We start from the raw sequence: 16,503 nt of genomic DNA on the forward strand, positions 1-16,503 counted from the left end.
GGTTCCTGATTGCCCACTAGAGTCGCCTCACTACTGTCGGTCATGGGGCCAGGACGGGCTTGCGTATGCCGAGTCCTTGGCGGGGGAGGGCCTGTAGAGCATGAGTCGTCGTTCCAATGGGTTGGTCGGTGTCTGGGCCGAGGCACAACGCCAGCAGCAGCGCCAGCGGGAGGCCGAGGCCAGGTTCCAGCGGGATCAGGAACGACAACAGCGGTCACGTGAGCGGGAGTTGGCTCGCAGTCATCGTGAGCAGAGGGCCGCGTACCGGCAGCAGCGCGAGGCGGATGCCCGACGGCGTACGGAAGAAATCGAGGCCCGGGTCGAGTCGTTGCAGGGCCTGTTGGCCGCGGGCTGCCGGGCTCCGGCGTTCAGGATCGGCACGTTCGCCCGGCCCGAGCAGGTCGAGCCCTTCTCCCCCGGCCCCCTCGCCTGCCCCATCCGGATGCCGGACCCGAACCAGTATCAGCCGCAGGGCGGTTGGACGGCCGGCCGACGGGCTCAGGCGCAGGTGGAGGCTCGGAGCCGCTTCGAGCACGACTGGCAGGCCGCGCAGGCCGCGGAAGCCCAGCGTCAGCGGCAGCTGGCCGCCTACCAGCGTCAGTACGACCAGTGGGCCCATGCTCAGCTGGCTGAGATCCGCCGGCACAACGCCGGCATCACCGAGATGACAACGGGGCTTCGCGGCGGTCGTTCCGAGGCCGCGGTGGAGTACTTCTCCGCCGCACTCTTCGCCTCGACCGCGTGGCCGGAGGATCTGCCGCGTCAGGTGTCCGCCGCGTACGACTCCGGTGCGCGGCAGCTGGTGCTGAACTGGGAACTGCCGAAGTACGACGTGATCCCGGAGACGAAGTCGGTGCGCTACATGCCTTCCACCGACCAGGACAAGGAGACGGCCCGGCCGGTGACCCAGCGCCGTGCGCTGTACCGGGACGTACTCGCGCAGTGTCTCCTGCTGGTTCTGCACGATCTGTTCGCGGCGGATGAGTTCGGCGCGCTGGACTCCGTCGCGCTGAACGGATTCGTGGACGACCACGACCCGGTGACCGGCAGACGGGGGCACATGTTCCTGGCCACCGTGATGGCCTCGCGTTCGACCTTCGCCGAGCTGCATCTGGAGCAGGTGAACGCGGTCGACTGCCTGGTGGACGGCCTCCGGGGCCAATTGTCGTCGCGCCCCGATCAGGGCGCGACGGTGCGGCCCGGGCGGGTGCCCGAAGACATGGGCAATGACGTCGTCACTCACGGAGGAGACGAGGAACCGGATCTGTACGAGATGGATCCCCTCGCCTTCGAGTCGCTGGTCGCGGAGCTGTTCAGGGCCATGGGCATGCAGGCCGTGACGACTCAGCGCTCCAACGACGGCGGTGTGGACGTCGACGCGCTGGACCCGGCCCCGATTCGCGGCGGCAAGATCGTCGTACAGGTCAAGCGCTACCGCCACACCGTGCCCCCGACAGCCGTCCGCGACTTGTACGGCACCGTCCAGGACGCCGGCGCCAACAAGGGCGTGCTGGTCACGACGTCCGGCTTCGGCCCCGGATCGCACACCTTCGCCAACGGCAAGCCCTTGGAACTGGTGGCGGGCTCCGAATTGGTCGACCTGCTGCACCGCCACGGGCTGCGTGGACGCCTGGGCACCGGCGAACGCACGGTGCCCGCCCAGCGGACCGCACCGGACGCCGGGGACAGGACGGACGACCACAACGTGTTGGGCATGTACTGGTCGGGCAACGTCGCCCTGGACGTGTGCGCGCTCGTCTGCCAGGGCAACCGGGTGCTGGACGACGACCACTTCGTCTTCTTCAACAACCCCCGCACACCCGATGGCACGGTCCGCGCGCTCACCCCCGCCGCTCCGGACAAGGCCGCCATCCGAGTCTCCTTCGACGCACTGCCCGACCGGGCCGACCGCCTCGTCATCATTGCCGCGGTCGATCCCGTGGCGAATCCGGGGGCGGATCTGTCCGGGTTCACCAGGGCCGGCATCCGGCTGCTGGACTCCTCCGGATCCCCGCTCGACCGGCTGGAGGTCTCCGACGGCCGCGCCCGTGAAACCGCCCTGGTACTCGGGTCCTTCCGCCGCCGTGCCAACGGCGACTGGACGTTCGTCATCGGAGGCAAGGGGTACGAAGGCGGCCTGGAGGAACTGGTCCGGGAGTACGGCATCGACGTGGACTAGCGCGCCCCTCCTGTCCGGGTGCGGGGCGGGAAGACCCTCGGTCGATCAAGGCTGGGGGTCCTGCGCATGGGTGCGCCCGGGGCCGGGCCCGGGTGCCGGGGTTCGAGTGGGAGTCCAGGTGGGTTCCAGAGCCGGGCGGGAGCGTGGGGGGTGTGGTCGGGTTCGCCGGCTGCTCGAGTGACGGCGGTGAGAGACATGGCAGTGGGACCGACAGCGTTCCGTGACTTCTTCGGGTCCGTACCGACGCCCGTGGCGGTGGTGACCACGGTGGGGCCGGACGGGAGGCCCCTCGGGTTCACCTGCAACGCCTTCTCCGCGGTCTCCCTCGACCCTCCCCTGCTGCTGGTCTGCGCGGACGAGCGGTCCCGGACGCTTCCGGCGCTGCTCGGGTCCGAGGTCTTCGCGGTGCATCTGCTCGCCGACGGCGGGGCGGAGCTCGCGCGGGTCTTCGCGGGGCGGTCGGAGCGGAAGTTCGACCAGGTGCCGTGGCTGCCGGGGAGCGTCGTACCGGGATGTCCGGTACTGCGGGAGGGGGTGCTGGCGCACGCGGAGTGCACGCTGGAGCGGAGTGTGCCGGTGGGCGACCACCGGCTGCTGATCGGGCGGATGGAGAGCGCCCAGGTCCGTGAGGGCGGCCGCCCGCTGCTCTACCAGCGGGGGGCCTTCACCTCGTGGGACCGGATGCCCGAAGAGATCGCCGTTCAGGCGTGACAGGCCGGCAGCCCGCCGTGGAACTCCACCATGCGGCCGAAGAGTGCGTTCATGTCCACCGGGGATCCGCCGGGCTCGCCCTGTTCCTCGGCGTACGCCCGGAACAGGTTGGGGACGAGCCTCTCGGAGTCCAGCCACGCGGCGTACGGGCCGAGGTCCGTCTCCCGCGCCAGGGCGACCGGGTCGAGACCCGCGGCGACGCCCTGCGCGGCCAGGCTCTGCAGCAGGCGCAGATAACCCTCGGTCTCGTCGAACACCTCGGGGCCCGCGACCGGGCCGTGTCCGGTGACGACCACCTCGGGGGCGAGCGCGCGCAGCTTGTCCAGGGCCTCCAGCGAGCCGGCGACCGAGCCCATGGGGCAGAAGGGCGTCACCCCGCTCATCACCAGGTCCCCGGTGAACAGCACCCGCTGGCGGGGCAGCCAGACGACCGTGTCGTTGGTCGTGTGCGCGGGCCCGAGGTGCACGAGTTCGGCCGTCGTGTCACCGATGTGCAGCGTGAGCCGGTCCCGGAAGGTGAGGGAGGGCAGGGCGAGTTCGAGCTCACCCCACTCCACGTCCGGCCACAGGCCGGTCAGATGCAGTCCCGCCCCGGCCATCTCCGTACGGACGCGTTCGTGGCCCACGACGAGCGCCTCGGGGAAGACGAAGTTGCCGAAGGTGTGGTCGCCGTGGAAATGGGTGTTGACCAGGACCTGTGGGGCGGCCGGCGCGACGGAGAGCGCAGCGGCGCGCAGCGCGCGCGCCCGGGCCTCGGTCGCCGCGGTGTCCACGAGCGCGGCCCGGCCGCCCGAGACGATCAGCCCGGCGTTGTTCAGGCACCAGCCACCGTCGGGCTGCACATACGCGAAGACGCCGTCGGCGACCTGCTCCAGTTCGGGCGTCCGGCCCTCCGGGCCCCCCGTCCCACCGGTGGTCACCCGGGCGGTCACTTGGCCAGTCATATGGGCCTCCTCGTCGACATCGTGGATCTGGCCCATCGTCGGCTCAGCGGCTGGAGCCCTGCTCGAACCCTCCCGGACCCGAATTCCCGCCTCGGCCCGGAGCCGGTTCGCCCCGCCTCGCCGCCACGCTGATGACGTAGGGGCGGGGCAGGCCCTCCCGTACGACGCGGGTGGAGAACGCCCAGCGGCCGGGGTTCGGGAGGGCCTCGCCGTCGACCAGGACCGGCCCGCCCGGGGGGTCCGCCGCCAGGCCGTCGAAGCCGAAGGTGCGCGGGGAGCGGCGCAGGCCGACCCCCAACGCCTTGGTGTACGCCTCCTTCAGCGTCCACAGCCGCAGCAACGCGCGGTCCCGCTCACTGCCCCGCAGGCCCTCCAGCGCCCGGCGTTCCGCGGGCGTGCACAGACGGTGCTCCAGTACGGACATACGCCGGTCCGCCCGCTCGGCGTCCACCCCCACCGCACCGTCCGGGACCACCGCGACGCTCAGCAGCGGGCCCGTGTGGCTGAGGCTGAACCCGAGGCCGGGGAAGTCGGGGGCGTAGGGGCGGCCCAGGGCGGTACGGGCGAGCCGCAGCTCCGCGGAACCGGGGGCGGGGGCGGTTCCGGGGCGGGATGCGGTTGCGGAGGCGGTTCCGTCGCCGGCGCCGGAGGTGGTTCCGGTGGCCGTGCCGAGGAGGTTGCCGAGGAGGGTACGCAGCAGCCGGCGCGAGGCGAGGAATCGTCGGCGCACCGCCTCGCCGCGCAGCGCCTGCCAGCGCTCCGCGTCCGCGGGGCCGAGAGGGTACGGCGGACCCGAGCCGGATGGCTCCCAGTCCGCCGTCGTCCCGTACACCGTCACCGCGTCGCCCGCTCCGGCCGCCGAACAGGCCGCGAAGGACTCCAGGACGGCCGCCCAGGGGCCCTCGGGCGTCAGTCGCAGGGGTGGCGGCGGGACCGGTGGCACGTGGTCCCGCCTCAGAACATCTGGTCGTGCGTGACCATCCGGGAGCGGGTGAGCACGCCGCTCTCCTCCACCACGAGGACGTCATGCACGACACAGCTCGGCGCGATCTCCGGCTTGCCTCCGGGACGTACGGTCACGACCAGCGCGTACACCGTCGAACGCAGCGAACCGTCGGGCTGCGGTTCGAGTGCGATGTGGTTGAACCAGTGCCGCCGCTGCACCGGGTCGCCGTCGAACCTCTTGTGGAACTCGGTCAGTTCGGCGACGATCCCGTCCCTGCCGACGGCCGGTTCGGCCTGCGGGGAGTGCTGGAAGGTCCCGTCCTCGGTGAAGGTCGCGGCGTAGTCGGCGAACCGGCCGCCGTCGAGCGCCTGCATCTGATGGGCGTAGAAGTGCTGGACCAGGGCGTAGACATCGGTCCGTACGTCGGTGGCAGTCACCGGTTCCTCCAGTACGTGAAGCGGGTGAACGGCTGCCAGCCTCGTGCGGCGGACTCGAAGTGTCCTCCACTGCGGCTCGAGCGCCGCCGCAGAGCCTCGGGCCATGGCAGACGATGAGCGCCGAGGGCGTGTGGTGTTCGAGGACGGCTTCGAGGAGGACTGGGCGGCTCCGGGGCGGCGCGCGCGGTGGCGCGTACGGCCGCTGCCATGGCTGCCGGAGGGCGACGGCCGGGTCGAGACGACAGCCGGCGGGCTGAGCGTCGTGTCCGGCGCGGTGGCCCCGGAGAGCGGGCTTCCGGCCTTCGGCGAGGTGCCCGAGGGGCAGGAGGGCGCGGCCCAGCTGCGGTGGGCGGCGTTCGCGCGTCCGGAGCCGGGCGCGGGCGGCGGCGCCGACGGTGACGACACGGGCGACGCGGCGTCGGACACCGGCGTGCTCCGCGCCGAGACCGTCCTGTCGGCCGAGATCCTGGGCGCGGACCGCCACCCCGAGGGGGACGGTCCGCGCTGCGCCATGGCCGCCATGATCTGCGTGGATCTGGAATCGGGCATGGCCTTCGACTTCGCGCTGACGAACAACGCGGTCTGGGTGCTGTACGAACGGCTGCCGCGCCCCGGCGCCCGGCACGGCACCTTCGCCTACGCCGTACCGGTGGCCGGGCGCACCCCGGACGCCTGGCACCGGCTCACCGTCGAGGTGTCCGCGTCCACCGGGTGGGCGTGGTGGCTGCTCGACGGGGTCGAGGTGTTCGCCGTGCCGGCGATCGGCCTGCGTCTGCCCTCGCAGAGATATCTGGAGCGCTCGACGCCCGGCCCCGAGGAGCGGGTCGCCCCGCGCGAACTCACCCTCGGCCTCGGCCTGCTCGCGGAGACCACATACGGCCAGGGCGCGCGACTGCGGGCCCGCAGCGCCACTCTGTCCGTCCACGAACTGCTCCAGGGCGCGCCTGTGGCCCCGGGAAGGTAACCGCCCAGGGCCCCGCGCCGGAACGGCGCGGGGCCCTGGCCAGTGGCGGCGGGACGCGGTGATCGCGGTCAGGAGGCGGAGCCGCCCCCTAACCGGCGGGCGGGGCCCGGCCCCCGCCCCACCTCACCGCCGCGGCGTCACCCCCGCAGCGTCGCCTCCGCCGCGTGTCGGAGTGTCGTCAGGCTGTTGCGGCCGAGCGCCTCGCGGACGTACGTACGGGCCTGTTCCAGGGTGGCCTCCGGGCCGAGCACCTCCGTCACCCCGGACGGGTCGATGGCGACGGTGTGCCGGGCCGTGGCCACCGCCCCTTCCGGGCTCTCGGTGAAGGTCCACTCGCCACTGTGCCCGGAGAGCAGCCGGGGCGTGCGCTGCTGCTTGTAGGCGATCCACTCCGGCGCCCGGCACACCCGTGCCGACCGTGTGGTGTGGGCCGAGCCGTCCGCCGTGACCGTGTCCATCTCAAGCCACTGCAGGCCCGGTTCGGGCTCCGTCAGCTCCACTCTGGCGACGTGGGGCAGCAGGTCGGCCCAGCGGTCGGCGCGGTCCACGAAGGTGTACGCGGCCTCGGCGCCGCCCGCCAGGGTGAGGGTGTCGGTGAAGGAGAAGACCAGGTCGCCGACGGGGTGACCGGTCTCCGCGAGGGCGGCGAGAGCGCCCAGTTCGCGAGCGCTGTTGCGGTCGAGTGCTTCCTCGATACGGGCCACCGCCTCGGGCGCGTCGTCGGCGACCGTGAAGCGGTGGCGGAGCACGATCTCCGTACGGCCGTCGGGCAGTTCGCGGAAGAGCCAGCCGCCGGACATGGACGTGACCGGCGGGCGGCTGTGTTCCTGGCGGAAGGAGACATAGCGGCGGCGCGGATCCAGGACGCGCCGGGACGTCCAGTGGGCGATCTCGCCGTTGACCTCGGCCCAGATCTCGAACCGCTCGCTGCGCTCGCCGCGTTCCAGGTGCCGGACGTGGACGGTCGGTTCGAAGACGGCGGGCCAGCGGGTGACGTCGGCGACGAGGTCGTACAGCGCCGAAGCCGGGGCGGCGACGGTCAGGGTGTGCTCACTGCGGTGGAGGGTGGGGCGGGCCATCGTGCGTTCTCCTTGTCCGGGTCGTGCGGGAAGGGGCCCGCACGGCTCGGTGCGGGCCCCTGCGCGTGCGCTGCTCAGGCGGCCTGGGTGACGGACCCGTTCACCAGGTCCAGGAGCGCTCGGGGGGTGTTCGCCTCGCTGACCTCGTCGTCGGGCAGGGAGACTCCGAACTGCCGCTCGATGCGGGCGGCGCTCTCCATCAGGGCGAGCGAGTCGTATCCGAGGTCGTCGAAGGTGACGTCGAGGATGTCGCCGGTCAGGTCGACGGAGTCGTCCTCGCCGGCGCAGGCGACGAGGATGCGGCGGAGTTCGTCAAGGGTCAGCAGCTGGGCCATGGCAGTTGTCTCCTCAGGGTGGGGAAGGCCGGGGGTCGCGGCGCCGGTGCTCACAGCGCCGGTGCGGTCACGACGACCGCCGAGTTGAAACCGTGCCGGCCCCGCGCCAGTACCAGCGCGGCGCGCAGGGGCACGTCGCGCGGATCGCCGACGACGAGGTCGAGGCCGTACTCCGCCGGCACGGAGGTGGTGTGGGCGGTGGCCGGGATCACCTGGTCGCGCAGGGCCAGCAGGGCCGTGGCGATGTCGGCGGGGCCGCCGCCCGCGTACATCCGGCCCGTGAGGGCCTTCGGGGCGGTGACCGGGACTCCGCGCGGTCCGAAGACACGGCGGATCGCCTCGGCCTCGGCACGGTCGAGCTCCGGCACTCCGGCGCCGTCCGCGAACACCACTCCGATGTCCGCGGGAGCCAGTCCCGCCTCGGCGAGGGCGAGTTCGGCGGCGCGGGCCAGCCCCGGCGGGCGCCCCGATCCGGGCGCCGGGTCGAAGGTCGCGGCGTACCCCGCGATCTCGCCGTGGATCCGCTCGACACCGCGCCGCCGGGCGGAGTCGGCGTCCTCCACGATCAGTACGGCGCCGCCCTCGCCCGGGACGTAGCCGGACGCGGCCGTGTCGAACGGCAGATAGGCGCGTTCCGGGTCGGTGGCCGTCGTCACCAGTCCGCCCGCGAGCTGGGACGACCAGCCCCACGGGTCGAGCGCGGAGTCGACGCCGCCGCTGAGCACCAGCCGGGTGCCGCGGCGTACGGTACGGCGGGCGTGGCCCACCGCGTCGAGGCCGCCGGCCTGTTCACCGACGAGCGCGGCGCTGGGCCCGCGCATGGCGTTGCGGATGGAGATCTGGCCGGTGTTGACCGCGTAGAACCAGGCGAAGGACTCATAGACGCTGACGTACTCGGGGCCCTCTCTCCACAGCTTGTGGAACTCCCGGTGGGTGAAGTCGAAGCCGCCCTGGGCGGTGGAGGTGACCACACCCATGTCGTAGTCGGTGAGCCCGTCCCCGGGCTCCGGCCCGGACCCGGTCCCGGCACCCGACGCCGGGCCCACTCCCGCGTCGGCCAGCGCCCAGTCCGCGGCGGCCAGCGCGAACCGCGTCGACACGTCGGTCTGCGGCAGCAGCCGGCTCGGCAGGTGCTCCTTGGCGTCGAAGTCCGTGATCTGCCCGGCGAGCCTCGACGGATAGCGCGAGGCGTCGAAGCGGGTCAGCTCACGGATGCCGTTCTGGCCGGCCAGCAGCGCCTTCCAGAAGTTCTCGGTGCCCAGGCCGCCGCCGGGGGCGACGACCCCGATGCCCGTCACGACCGCGCGGACGGGCCGCCCTGTCTCCCCGGTCCTCGTACCGCCGCTCATGCCGCCACCTCCGGACGGTGCAGGACCATGGCGCTCTGGAAGCCGCCGAATCCGCTGCCGACGCTCAGTACGGTGTCGACGCGCTGCTCCCGCGCGGTCAGCGGGACGTAGTCGAGATCGCATTCGGGGTCCGCCGTGTGCAGGTTCGCGGTCGGCGGGACCACATGGTGCTCGATGGCCAGCAGCGAGGCGGCGATCTCGATGGAGCCGATGGCGCCGAGGGAGTGGCCGACCATCGACTTGATCGAGCTCACCGGGACGGCGTAGGCGTGCTCGCCGAGACTCCGCTTGAACGCGGCGGTCTCATGGCGGTCGTTCTGCTTGGTCCCCGAGCCATGGGCGTTGACGTAGTCCACGGCGGTGCGGTCGAGGCGTGCCTCGTCCAGCGCGGCGCGGATCGACTCGGCCATCTCGCGGCCGTCCTTCTTCAGACCGGTCATGTGGTACGCGTTGCAGCGGGTGGCGTAACCGCCCACCTCGGCGTAGATGTGCGCCCCGCGCCGCTTGGCGGCCTCGTACTCCTCGAGGACGAACATGGCCGCGCCTTCGGCGAGGACGAAGCCGTTGCGGGTGCCGTCGAAGGGGCGGGAGGCGTGCTCGGGGTCGTCATTGCGCGGCGTGGTCGCCTTGATGGCGTCGAAGCAGGCGACGACGATCGGCGAGACGGGGGTGTCGGCCGCGCCCGCGATGACCGCGTCGGCGCTTCCCTCGCGGATCAGCTGGACGCCGTAACCGACGGCGTCGAGACCGGAGGTGCAGCCGTCGGACACCATCGTCACCGGCCCCTCCGCGCCCGCCGCCCAGGCGACTTCCGCGGGCATCACGCCGGGGCTGTGGTAGTCGAACATGTACGGGGACAGATGCGCGGGGTCCACCAGCCAGTCCCGGCCGGCGTCCGACATCACCAAGTACTCGTTCTCCAGGCTGGTCGCGGACGCCACGGCGCTGCCCAGGGCGACGCCGATCCGGTGTGGATCGAGCGCCCCCGGCTCCAGTCCGCTGTCCGCCAGCGCGTCGCGGGTGCACGCCACGGCGAACTGGGTGGCCCGGTCCATGCGCCGGATCTCCCGCGCGGAGAATCCCTCCGCCCTCGCGTCGAAGTCGACCTCACCGGCGATCCGTGAGCGGAACGGCGAGGCGTCGAAGAACGTGATGGCCCGGGTCGCGGTGCGACCCGCGGTCAGCAGGTCCCAGAACTCCTTCGTCCCCGACCCGCCCGGAGCGCGCACTCCGATTCCGGTGATCACTACCCGCCGGGTCACAGCCGGCCTCCTGAACTGCTGGGCATCGCGTAGGGCTCCTTCCGCCCGCCGTACCTCACTGACACGACGGCAGACTCCGGCCCCCGGCTCGAGAGCGGCTCGCGGACCGATGGGACGGCTCGCCGGGGCCGGGCCCTGCCTGGTGCGGCGCCCGCTCCATCCGGCTTCCAGCCCCGCTCGAGCCGCCCTGGCGACGCTCCCTCACAGACCGGACCGCACGGGCAAGGGAGACAGACGCATGACGACGGAGAAGGCCACGGACAGGGCCACGGAGAAGGCGGCGGAGCACGCGGAGACCGGGTCCCCGACGGCGCCGGTGGTGAAGCCCGTGGCCCTCGTGACGGGAGCGACGAGCGGAATCGGCCTGGCGACGGCCCAGCGCCTGGCCGCCCTCGGGGCCCGTACGTACCTCTGCGCACGTGACGAGGCGCAGCTCCGGTCGACGGTGCGGGACCTGCGGGACAAGGGCTACGACGTCGACGGCAGTGTGTGCGACGTCTCGGACCCGGCCCAGATCCGCGCGTTCGTCGCGGCCGCCGTCGAGCGGTACGGAACCGTCGACATCCTGGTCAACAACGCGGGCCGCAGCGGCGGCGGCGCCACCGCCGAGATCCCGGACGAGCTGTGGTTCGACGTGATCAACACCAACCTCAACAGCGTCTTCCTGATGACCAAGGAAGTGCTCAACCAGGGCGGGATGCTCACCAAGCAGCGCGGCCGCATCATCAACATCGCGTCCACCGGCGGCAAGCAGGGCGTCGTCCACGCCGTCCCGTACTCCGCCTCCAAGCACGGCGTCGTCGGCCTCACCAAGGCCCTCGGGCTCGAACTGGCCCGCACCGGGATCACGGTCAACGCCGTCTGCCCCGGTTTCGTGGAGACGCCGATGGCCGAGCGGGTGCGCGAGCACTACGCGGGGATCTGGGGCGTCAGCGAGGAGGAGACCTTCGACCGCATCACCGCCCGGGTGCCGATGGGCCGTTACGTCGAGACCCGTGAGGTCGCCGCGATGGTCGAGTACCTGGTCAGCGACGACGCGGCCGCGGTCACCGCGCAGGCGCTCAACGTCTGCGGCGGGCTGGGGAACTACTGATGTCCGGGGCAGCACACCGCACCACCGGCAACCAGACCGGCAGCGAGGTCAGCGGCGAAGCCGGCGGTGACGCGGGCTTCGGCGCCGGAGCCCGGGTCGCGCTCGTCACCGGCTCCTCCTCCGGGATCGGCCGCACCGTCGCCCAGCGCCTGGCGGCCGAGGGCTTCCGGGTGGTCGTCAACTCCGCCCGTTCCGTCGAGGACGGACGCAAGACGGCGGCCGGCCTGCCGGACGCCCTCTACGTCCAGGCAGACGTCTCCGACGAGGCCGACGCCCGGCGTCTGGTGGACACCGCCGTCGAGCACTACGGACGGCTGGACGTCCTCGTCAACAACGCCGGGAGGACCCGTGCCATCCCGCACGCCGACCTGGCGGCGGCCACCCCCGACATCTGGCGCGAGATCCTCGGGCTGAATGTGATCGGCACCTGGCAGACGACCGTCGCCGCCATGCCCCACCTGTCCCGCACCGGCGCGGGCTCCGTCGTCAACATCTCCTCGATCGCGGGCAGCCGCCCGGCGGGCAGCTCCATTCCGTACGCGGTGAGCAAGGCGGCCATCGAGCACATGACCCGGCTCCTGGCCAGGACCGTCGGCCCCGAGGTCCGGGTCAACGCGGTCGCGCCGGGTCTGATCGAGACGCCCTGGACACAGGGCAGCGACTTCTTCGCCCCCATCGCCGAGCACGTCCGCACGACGACCCCGCTGCGCCGCGTCGGCAGGCCCGAAGACGTCGCCGAGGCCGTGCTGAGCCTGGTCGGAGCGATGTACACCACCGGCCAGGTCCTGCTCGCCGACGGCGGCGCCCATCTGATCTGACCCCATCGCTCGCCCAGCCACGCCCCGCTCCACCCCATCCGCTCCCGCCCAAGGAAGTGCACCGTGCGGCTCGCCGCGAATCTCGTCCATCAAGGCGCCGGCGAACTGGCGCGCAGCGCCGAGGCGTTCGGCTACGCGGCGGTCCTCGCACCGGAGGGCTACCGCTCGGACGCCGCCAGCGTCCTCGGCCTCGCCGCCGGTGTCACCGAGCGGATCACCCTGATCTCGGGCGTCATGCAGATCCCGGGCCGTCCCCCGGCGATGACCGCGCTGACCGCCGCGACGCTCGACTCGCTCAGCGGCGGCCGGTTCTCGCTCGGGCTCGGGGTGTCCAACCCCGATGTCTCGGTCGGCTGGTACGGCGTGCCGTTCGACCGTCCCCTGGCCAGGACGCGGGAGTACGTGGAGGTGGTGCGGCGCGCGCTCGACGGCGAGCCCGTCCAGTACGAGGGCAGCCACTTCCAGGTCGGGGGGCCCGCCCCACTCCATCTGCTCACCGAACGGCCGCGCCGTGCGCTGCCGGTGCTGCTCGCCGCCGTCGGCCCGAAGAACCTGCGGCTGGCGGGCGAGATCGCAGACGGCTGGCTCGGGGTCTTCACCTCCCCCGAGGACGTCACCGAGGCGCTCGCCGCGATCGCTCCGGGGCGCGCCGCCGCCGGCCGGGAGCTGCGCGGTTTCGAGGTGCTGCCGAGTCTGCCGACCGCCGTCGCCGACACCGCGGAGGAGGCCGCCGACGCGCTGCGCGGCCAGTACGTCTACCTCATGGGCATCGGTGAACCCGACCGCAACTTCTACTGCGCGATGGCCCGGCGCATGGGCTACGAGCAGGAGGTCGCGCTCTTCCTCGAACGGCTCGGTTCCGGCGACCGGGCGGGGGCCGGCGCGGCCCTGCCGCTCGGCTTCATCGACCGGACGGCCCTGATCGGCCCGGTCGACCGGATCGCCGACCGGATGCGGGCCTACGACGACGCCGGGGTCACCACGCTCGGCGTGATGGTCTCCGCCGCCGCCACGTCGACGGACGGGCGGGTGCGGATCCTGCGGGCGGCGGCCGAAGCCCTGGAGCGGTCCGGCACGGCCCACTGACGACCGCTCCCCCGTCTTCCCGGCGACCCCGTTCTCCCGACCACGCACCGAGCCCCGCAGGAGCCCGAATTGACCGTCCTCTTCCATGACGACTTCGCCGAGGGACTGCGCAGCAGCGGCCCCGGCGCCCCCTGGGCCGTGCGGCCCGCCGGATCGATGCCCGCCGGGGACGGCGTGCCCCGGTCGACGCCCGGCGGTCTCGTGGTGGAGCCCGGCGGCACCGACCCGGCCAGTGGCCTGCCCGCCTTCGTCCAGCTCCCCGCCGGGGAACCGGTCGACCATCTGCGCTGGGCCGCGTTCGCACCGGCCGTCCCCGCCCCCTCCGATGCGCCCCGTGGGCCCGTCGGCGGCCTGCTGACCGTCTCCGCGACGCTGTCGGCCGAGCTGTTCCACACGGACCGCGGCGACGCCCGGTCCGACGCCGAGGCGGACACCGACACGGAATTCAGCCGTGGTTCGGCGGCGCTCATCGCCCTGGACCGCACGGCGGGGCTGATCCTGGACTTCGCGCTCACCAGCACGCGGGTGTGGGCGCTGTACGGACGGGTCCCGGGGCCGGACGGCGCGCGCGGCGGTTTCTCGTACGGCATTCCGGTCGCCGAGCGGAGCCCCGAGCTGTTCCACGACTGCGCTCTCGTCGTGGACACGGACGAGGGCCGGGCCCGCTGGGTGCTCGACGGCGAGGAGGTGTTCGCCGTGGACCGGCTCGGGCTCGCCCTGGCCGACTCCGTACGCCCGGACTGGCTGATTCCCGGCCCCCTCGATGTCGTACGGCCCCAGGCGCTGGCGCCGGGCCTCGCCCTGCTCGCGGACCGGCTCTTCGGACAGGGCGTCCGGCTCACCGTCCGTGAGCTGTCCGTGGTGTCCGCCACCGCGGGGACGCCCGGAGAGGGAAGCTGATGCCGATCACCGATCTCGCGGAATTCCACGCGTGGTTCGCGGACCGGCGCGCGGCCCATCGCTACTCGATCACTCCGGCGCGGCTGGACGCCCTCGACGGCTGGCGCATCGTCCCGGAGACCGGCGACGTCCGGCACAGCACCGGACGCTTCTTCTCGGTGGAGGGGCTCGAGGTCGACCGGGAGGCGCCCGTACCGGAGTCCTGGAGCCAGCCGATCATCCGCCAGCCGGAGACCGGCATCCTCGGGCTCCTCGTCAAGCGGTTCGGCGGTGTACCGCATCTGTTGCTCCAGGCGAAGATGGAGCCCGGCAACATCAACACGATCCAGCTGTCGCCGACGGTCCAGGCCACGTTCAGCAACTACACCCGGGTGCACCGGGGCGGCTCGGTCCCGTACGTCGAGCACTTTCTCGCGCCTCGCCGCGGCCGGGTCCGCCATGACGCGCTCCAGAGCGAGCAGGGGTCGTGGTTCCTCGGCAAACGGAACCGGAACATCATCGTCGAGACCCCGGACGAGATCCCCTTCCACGAGGACTTCTGCTGGATCCCGCAGGATCTGCTCCCGCGGCTGCTGCGCGTCGAGAACCTGATCAACATGGACACACGGACGGTACTGGCCGGTCTGCCGTCCGACCCGCGGCCTCCCCACGGGCGCGCGGAGCGGCCGCTGCACGACACCACCCGGCTGCTGCACTGGTTCACCGAGGCCAAGGTGCGCCACCGGCTGCACCGCCGCCCCATCCCGATGAACGAGGTGAAGGGGTGGCACCTCGATCCGGCGGAGATCGCGCACGAGGACGGCCGGTACTTCCGGATCATCGGGGTCGACGTCGAGGCCGACAACCGTGAGGTCACCTCCTGGTCGCAGCCGATGCTCGCGCCGCGCGGCCGGGGCGTCATCGCCTTCCTCGGCAAGGACATCGGCGGAGTGCGCCATCTCCTGGTGCGGGCGCGCTCCGAGGCCGGCACCCTCGACGCCGTCGAGCTCGGTCCCACCGTCCAGTGCGGGCCGGGGAACCTCCCGCAGGACGGCCCGCGCCCGGCGTTCCTGGACGCCGTCCTGTCCGCACCGCCCGAGCGGGTGCTGTTCGACACCGTGCACTCAGAGGAGGGCGGCCGTTTCTACCACGCGGAGAACCGCTATCTGCTGGTGGACGCGACCGGTACGGCGCCCGACGTCGGGGACGTGCCGGAGGACTTCGTGTGGATGAGCGTGCGGCAGCTGACCCGGGCCGCCCGGCTCGGCGGCGTCGTCAATGTCGAGGCCCGCACCCTGCTCGCCTGCGTACGTTCCCTGGGCGAGGAGGGCGGCGCATGACCGCCACCCCGGCCGCCGGGCCCGTACGCGTGGGGGTCGTCGGCTGCGCGGACATCGCCGTGCGCCGGATGCTGCCCGCGATCGCCGCCGCCCCGGACGCCCGGCTGACGGCGGTCGCCAGCCGCACCCCGGCCAAAGCCCGTACCGTGGCGGCGTCGTTCGGCGGCGAGCCGGTCGTGGGATACGAGCGCCTCCTCGACCGGGACGACGTCGACGCGGTGTACGTGCCGCTGCCCGTCGCCCTGCACGCCGAGTGGACCGAACGCGCCCTCCTCGCCGGCAAGCACGTCCTCGCCGAGAAGCCCCTGACCGGCGGCTACGAGGAAACGCGCCGTCTGCTGGCGCTCGCCCGGTCGCGCGGCCTGGTCCTCGCCGAGAACTACATGTTCGTCAACCACACCGCGTACGGGACCGTACGGGACCTCGTCGCACGCGGCACGATCGGCGAACCCCGGGCACTGACGGCCTCGTTCACCGTCCCGCCCCGCCCGACCGACGACATCCGCTACCGCGCCGACCTGGGCGGCGGCGCCCTGCTCGACATCGGCGTCTATCCGGTGCGGCTCGCCCAACTGCTCCTCGGGCCGGGGCTCGACGTGCTCGGCGCCACGCTCCGGCACGACCGGGCGCGCGGTGTGGATCTGGGTGGTGCCGCCCTGCTGCACCGCCCGGACGACGGCGTCACGGCCCAGCTCGCCTTCGGCATGGAACACGCGTACACGGCCCGCTGGGAGCTGCTCGGCAGTGAGGGAAGTCTGGCACTCGACCGCGCCTACTCACCGCCCGCCGATCACGAGCCGGTCCTGTCCGTCGGGCGGGGCGGCGCCAGGGAAGAACTGCGCCTGCCCGCCTACGACCAGGCGGCGGCCGGGGTCACCGCGTTCGTCCGCGCGGTGCGCGCGACGGGGGTGGCGCAGCCGGGGCCGAGGGCGGGCGAAGAGGAGTCCCGCAGACAGGCCTGGCTGACCGAGGAGATCCGCCGTGCCGCCCGGGTCACGGAGATCTGAACAGTCACCCGGGACAGGTGCGTCGGCCGGGCGGCCGCGAGCCACCGGCCCTCACCTCGCACACCCCCTACTTC

The 16,503-nt window shown here is 72.9% G+C and carries 16 protein-coding genes; 9 read left to right on the top strand and 7 right to left on the bottom strand.

Annotation, left to right across the window (positions count from 1 at the left end):
- The first annotated feature begins 100 nt into the window (after positions 1-100).
- Positions 101-2,179: a restriction endonuclease gene (locus tag ACZ5VC_RS20935; protein WP_469121520.1), complete on the top strand. Its 2,079-nt coding sequence runs from the start codon at positions 101-103 to the stop codon at positions 2,177-2,179.
- 195 nt (positions 2,180-2,374) lie between these two features.
- Entirely contained in the window at positions 2,375-2,890 is a 516-nt protein-coding gene (locus ACZ5VC_RS20940) for a flavin reductase family protein (RefSeq protein WP_468710467.1), read from the top strand.
- On the opposite strand, the gene ACZ5VC_RS20945 is transcribed toward ACZ5VC_RS20940, so the two are convergent.
- Genes ACZ5VC_RS20945 through ACZ5VC_RS20955 form a run of 3 tightly spaced genes read right to left on the bottom strand, consistent with a single transcriptional unit; the run spans position 2,881 to position 5,217 of the window.
- Positions 2,881-3,834: an MBL fold metallo-hydrolase gene (locus ACZ5VC_RS20945; RefSeq protein WP_469121521.1), complete on the bottom strand. Its 954-nt coding sequence runs from the start codon at positions 3,832-3,834 to the stop codon at positions 2,881-2,883. The genes ACZ5VC_RS20940 and ACZ5VC_RS20945 overlap by 10 nt on opposite strands.
- Positions 3,835-3,877: 43 nt before the next feature.
- The gene (locus ACZ5VC_RS20950; protein WP_469121522.1) at positions 3,878-4,777 is read right to left on the bottom strand and encodes a 4'-phosphopantetheinyl transferase family protein; all 900 of its coding nucleotides are present in this window, start codon (positions 4,775-4,777) and stop codon (positions 3,878-3,880) included.
- Positions 4,778-4,788: 11 nt separating this feature from the next.
- Complete coding sequence (locus tag ACZ5VC_RS20955; protein WP_469121523.1) at positions 4,789-5,217, bottom strand: nuclear transport factor 2 family protein; 429 nt, start codon at positions 5,215-5,217, stop codon at positions 4,789-4,791.
- A 103-nt stretch (positions 5,218-5,320) separates the two neighbouring features.
- Here ACZ5VC_RS20955 and ACZ5VC_RS20960 point away from each other — a divergent pair, with 103 nt between their 5' ends.
- Positions 5,321-6,181 carry a DUF6081 family protein gene (locus ACZ5VC_RS20960; protein ID WP_469121524.1) on the top strand — a complete coding sequence of 287 codons (861 nt, stop codon included), beginning with the start codon at positions 5,321-5,323 and terminating at the stop codon, positions 6,179-6,181.
- Between the two features lie 137 nt (positions 6,182-6,318).
- On the opposite strand, the gene ACZ5VC_RS20965 is transcribed toward ACZ5VC_RS20960, so the two are convergent.
- The 4 genes from ACZ5VC_RS20965 to ACZ5VC_RS20980 form a co-directional block, all read right to left on the bottom strand.
- Positions 6,319-7,260 (bottom strand): aromatase/cyclase, encoded by a 942-nt coding sequence (locus ACZ5VC_RS20965; protein WP_469121525.1) that lies wholly within the window; start codon positions 7,258-7,260, stop codon positions 6,319-6,321.
- Positions 7,261-7,334: 74 nt separating this feature from the next.
- On the bottom strand, positions 7,335-7,595 hold the full coding sequence (locus tag ACZ5VC_RS20970; RefSeq protein WP_468710477.1) for an acyl carrier protein: 261 nt from the start codon (positions 7,593-7,595) through the stop codon (positions 7,335-7,337).
- A 50-nt stretch (positions 7,596-7,645) separates the two neighbouring features.
- On the bottom strand, positions 7,646-8,944 hold the full coding sequence (locus ACZ5VC_RS20975; protein WP_469121526.1) for a ketosynthase chain-length factor: 1,299 nt from the start codon (positions 8,942-8,944) through the stop codon (positions 7,646-7,648).
- The gene (locus ACZ5VC_RS20980; protein ID WP_469121527.1) at positions 8,941-10,206 is read right to left on the bottom strand and encodes a beta-ketoacyl-[acyl-carrier-protein] synthase family protein; all 1,266 of its coding nucleotides are present in this window, start codon (positions 10,204-10,206) and stop codon (positions 8,941-8,943) included. Before ACZ5VC_RS20980 ends, ACZ5VC_RS20975 begins: the two co-directional genes overlap by 4 nt.
- 238 nt (positions 10,207-10,444) lie before the next feature.
- Between ACZ5VC_RS20980 and ACZ5VC_RS20985 the strand changes: the two genes are divergently transcribed.
- The 6 genes from ACZ5VC_RS20985 (at position 10,445) to ACZ5VC_RS21010 (ending at position 16,429) form a co-directional block, all read left to right on the top strand.
- The gene (locus ACZ5VC_RS20985) at positions 10,445-11,299 is read left to right on the top strand and encodes an SDR family NAD(P)-dependent oxidoreductase (RefSeq protein ID WP_469121528.1); all 855 of its coding nucleotides are present in this window, start codon (positions 10,445-10,447) and stop codon (positions 11,297-11,299) included.
- Positions 11,299-12,117 carry an SDR family NAD(P)-dependent oxidoreductase gene (locus tag ACZ5VC_RS20990; protein ID WP_469121529.1) on the top strand — a complete coding sequence of 273 codons (819 nt, stop codon included), beginning with the start codon at positions 11,299-11,301 and terminating at the stop codon, positions 12,115-12,117. Before ACZ5VC_RS20985 ends, ACZ5VC_RS20990 begins: the two co-directional genes overlap by 1 nt.
- A 63-nt stretch (positions 12,118-12,180) precedes the next feature.
- Positions 12,181-13,203: an LLM class flavin-dependent oxidoreductase gene (locus tag ACZ5VC_RS20995; RefSeq protein WP_469121530.1), complete on the top strand. Its 1,023-nt coding sequence runs from the start codon at positions 12,181-12,183 to the stop codon at positions 13,201-13,203.
- Positions 13,204-13,272: 69 nt separating this feature from the next.
- Positions 13,273-14,103: a DUF6081 family protein gene (locus ACZ5VC_RS21000; protein ID WP_469121531.1), complete on the top strand. Its 831-nt coding sequence runs from the start codon at positions 13,273-13,275 to the stop codon at positions 14,101-14,103.
- Positions 14,103-15,422, top strand: coding sequence for an NDP-hexose 2,3-dehydratase family protein (locus ACZ5VC_RS21005; RefSeq protein WP_469121532.1), 1,320 nt, complete (start codon positions 14,103-14,105; stop codon positions 15,420-15,422). The genes ACZ5VC_RS21000 and ACZ5VC_RS21005 overlap by 1 nt, the downstream gene beginning before the upstream one ends.
- A complete protein-coding gene (locus tag ACZ5VC_RS21010) occupies positions 15,419-16,429 on the top strand; it encodes a Gfo/Idh/MocA family protein (RefSeq protein WP_469121533.1) in 1,011 nt (336 codons plus the stop codon). Before ACZ5VC_RS21005 ends, ACZ5VC_RS21010 begins: the two co-directional genes overlap by 4 nt.
- Positions 16,430-16,503: the final 74 nt, after the last annotated feature.

This window comes from Streptomyces sp. NPDC033174, assembly GCF_055577795.1.

Bases quoted from the DNA above. Each gene is read 5' to 3' on its own strand.
- ACZ5VC_RS21010 (WP_469121533.1), top strand. From the start codon at position 15,419: ATGACCGCCACCCCGGCCGCCGGGCCCGTACGCGTGGGGGTCGTCGGC.
- ACZ5VC_RS20965 (WP_469121525.1), bottom strand. From the start codon at position 7,260: ATGGCCCGCCCCACCCTCCACCGCAGTGAGCACACCCTGACCGTCGCC.
- ACZ5VC_RS20985 (WP_469121528.1), top strand. From the start codon at position 10,445: ATGACGACGGAGAAGGCCACGGACAGGGCCACGGAGAAGGCGGCGGAG.
- ACZ5VC_RS20935 (WP_469121520.1), top strand. From the start codon at position 101: ATGAGTCGTCGTTCCAATGGGTTGGTCGGTGTCTGGGCCGAGGCACAA.
- ACZ5VC_RS20990 (WP_469121529.1), top strand. From the start codon at position 11,299: ATGTCCGGGGCAGCACACCGCACCACCGGCAACCAGACCGGCAGCGAG.
- ACZ5VC_RS21005 (WP_469121532.1), top strand. From the start codon at position 14,103: ATGCCGATCACCGATCTCGCGGAATTCCACGCGTGGTTCGCGGACCGG.
- ACZ5VC_RS20975 (WP_469121526.1), bottom strand. From the start codon at position 8,944: ATGAGCGGCGGTACGAGGACCGGGGAGACAGGGCGGCCCGTCCGCGCG.
- ACZ5VC_RS20960 (WP_469121524.1), top strand. From the start codon at position 5,321: ATGGCAGACGATGAGCGCCGAGGGCGTGTGGTGTTCGAGGACGGCTTC.
- ACZ5VC_RS20970 (WP_468710477.1), bottom strand. From the start codon at position 7,595: ATGGCCCAGCTGCTGACCCTTGACGAACTCCGCCGCATCCTCGTCGCC.
- ACZ5VC_RS20940 (WP_468710467.1), top strand. From the start codon at position 2,375: ATGGCAGTGGGACCGACAGCGTTCCGTGACTTCTTCGGGTCCGTACCG.
- ACZ5VC_RS20945 (WP_469121521.1), bottom strand. From the start codon at position 3,834: ATGACTGGCCAAGTGACCGCCCGGGTGACCACCGGTGGGACGGGGGGC.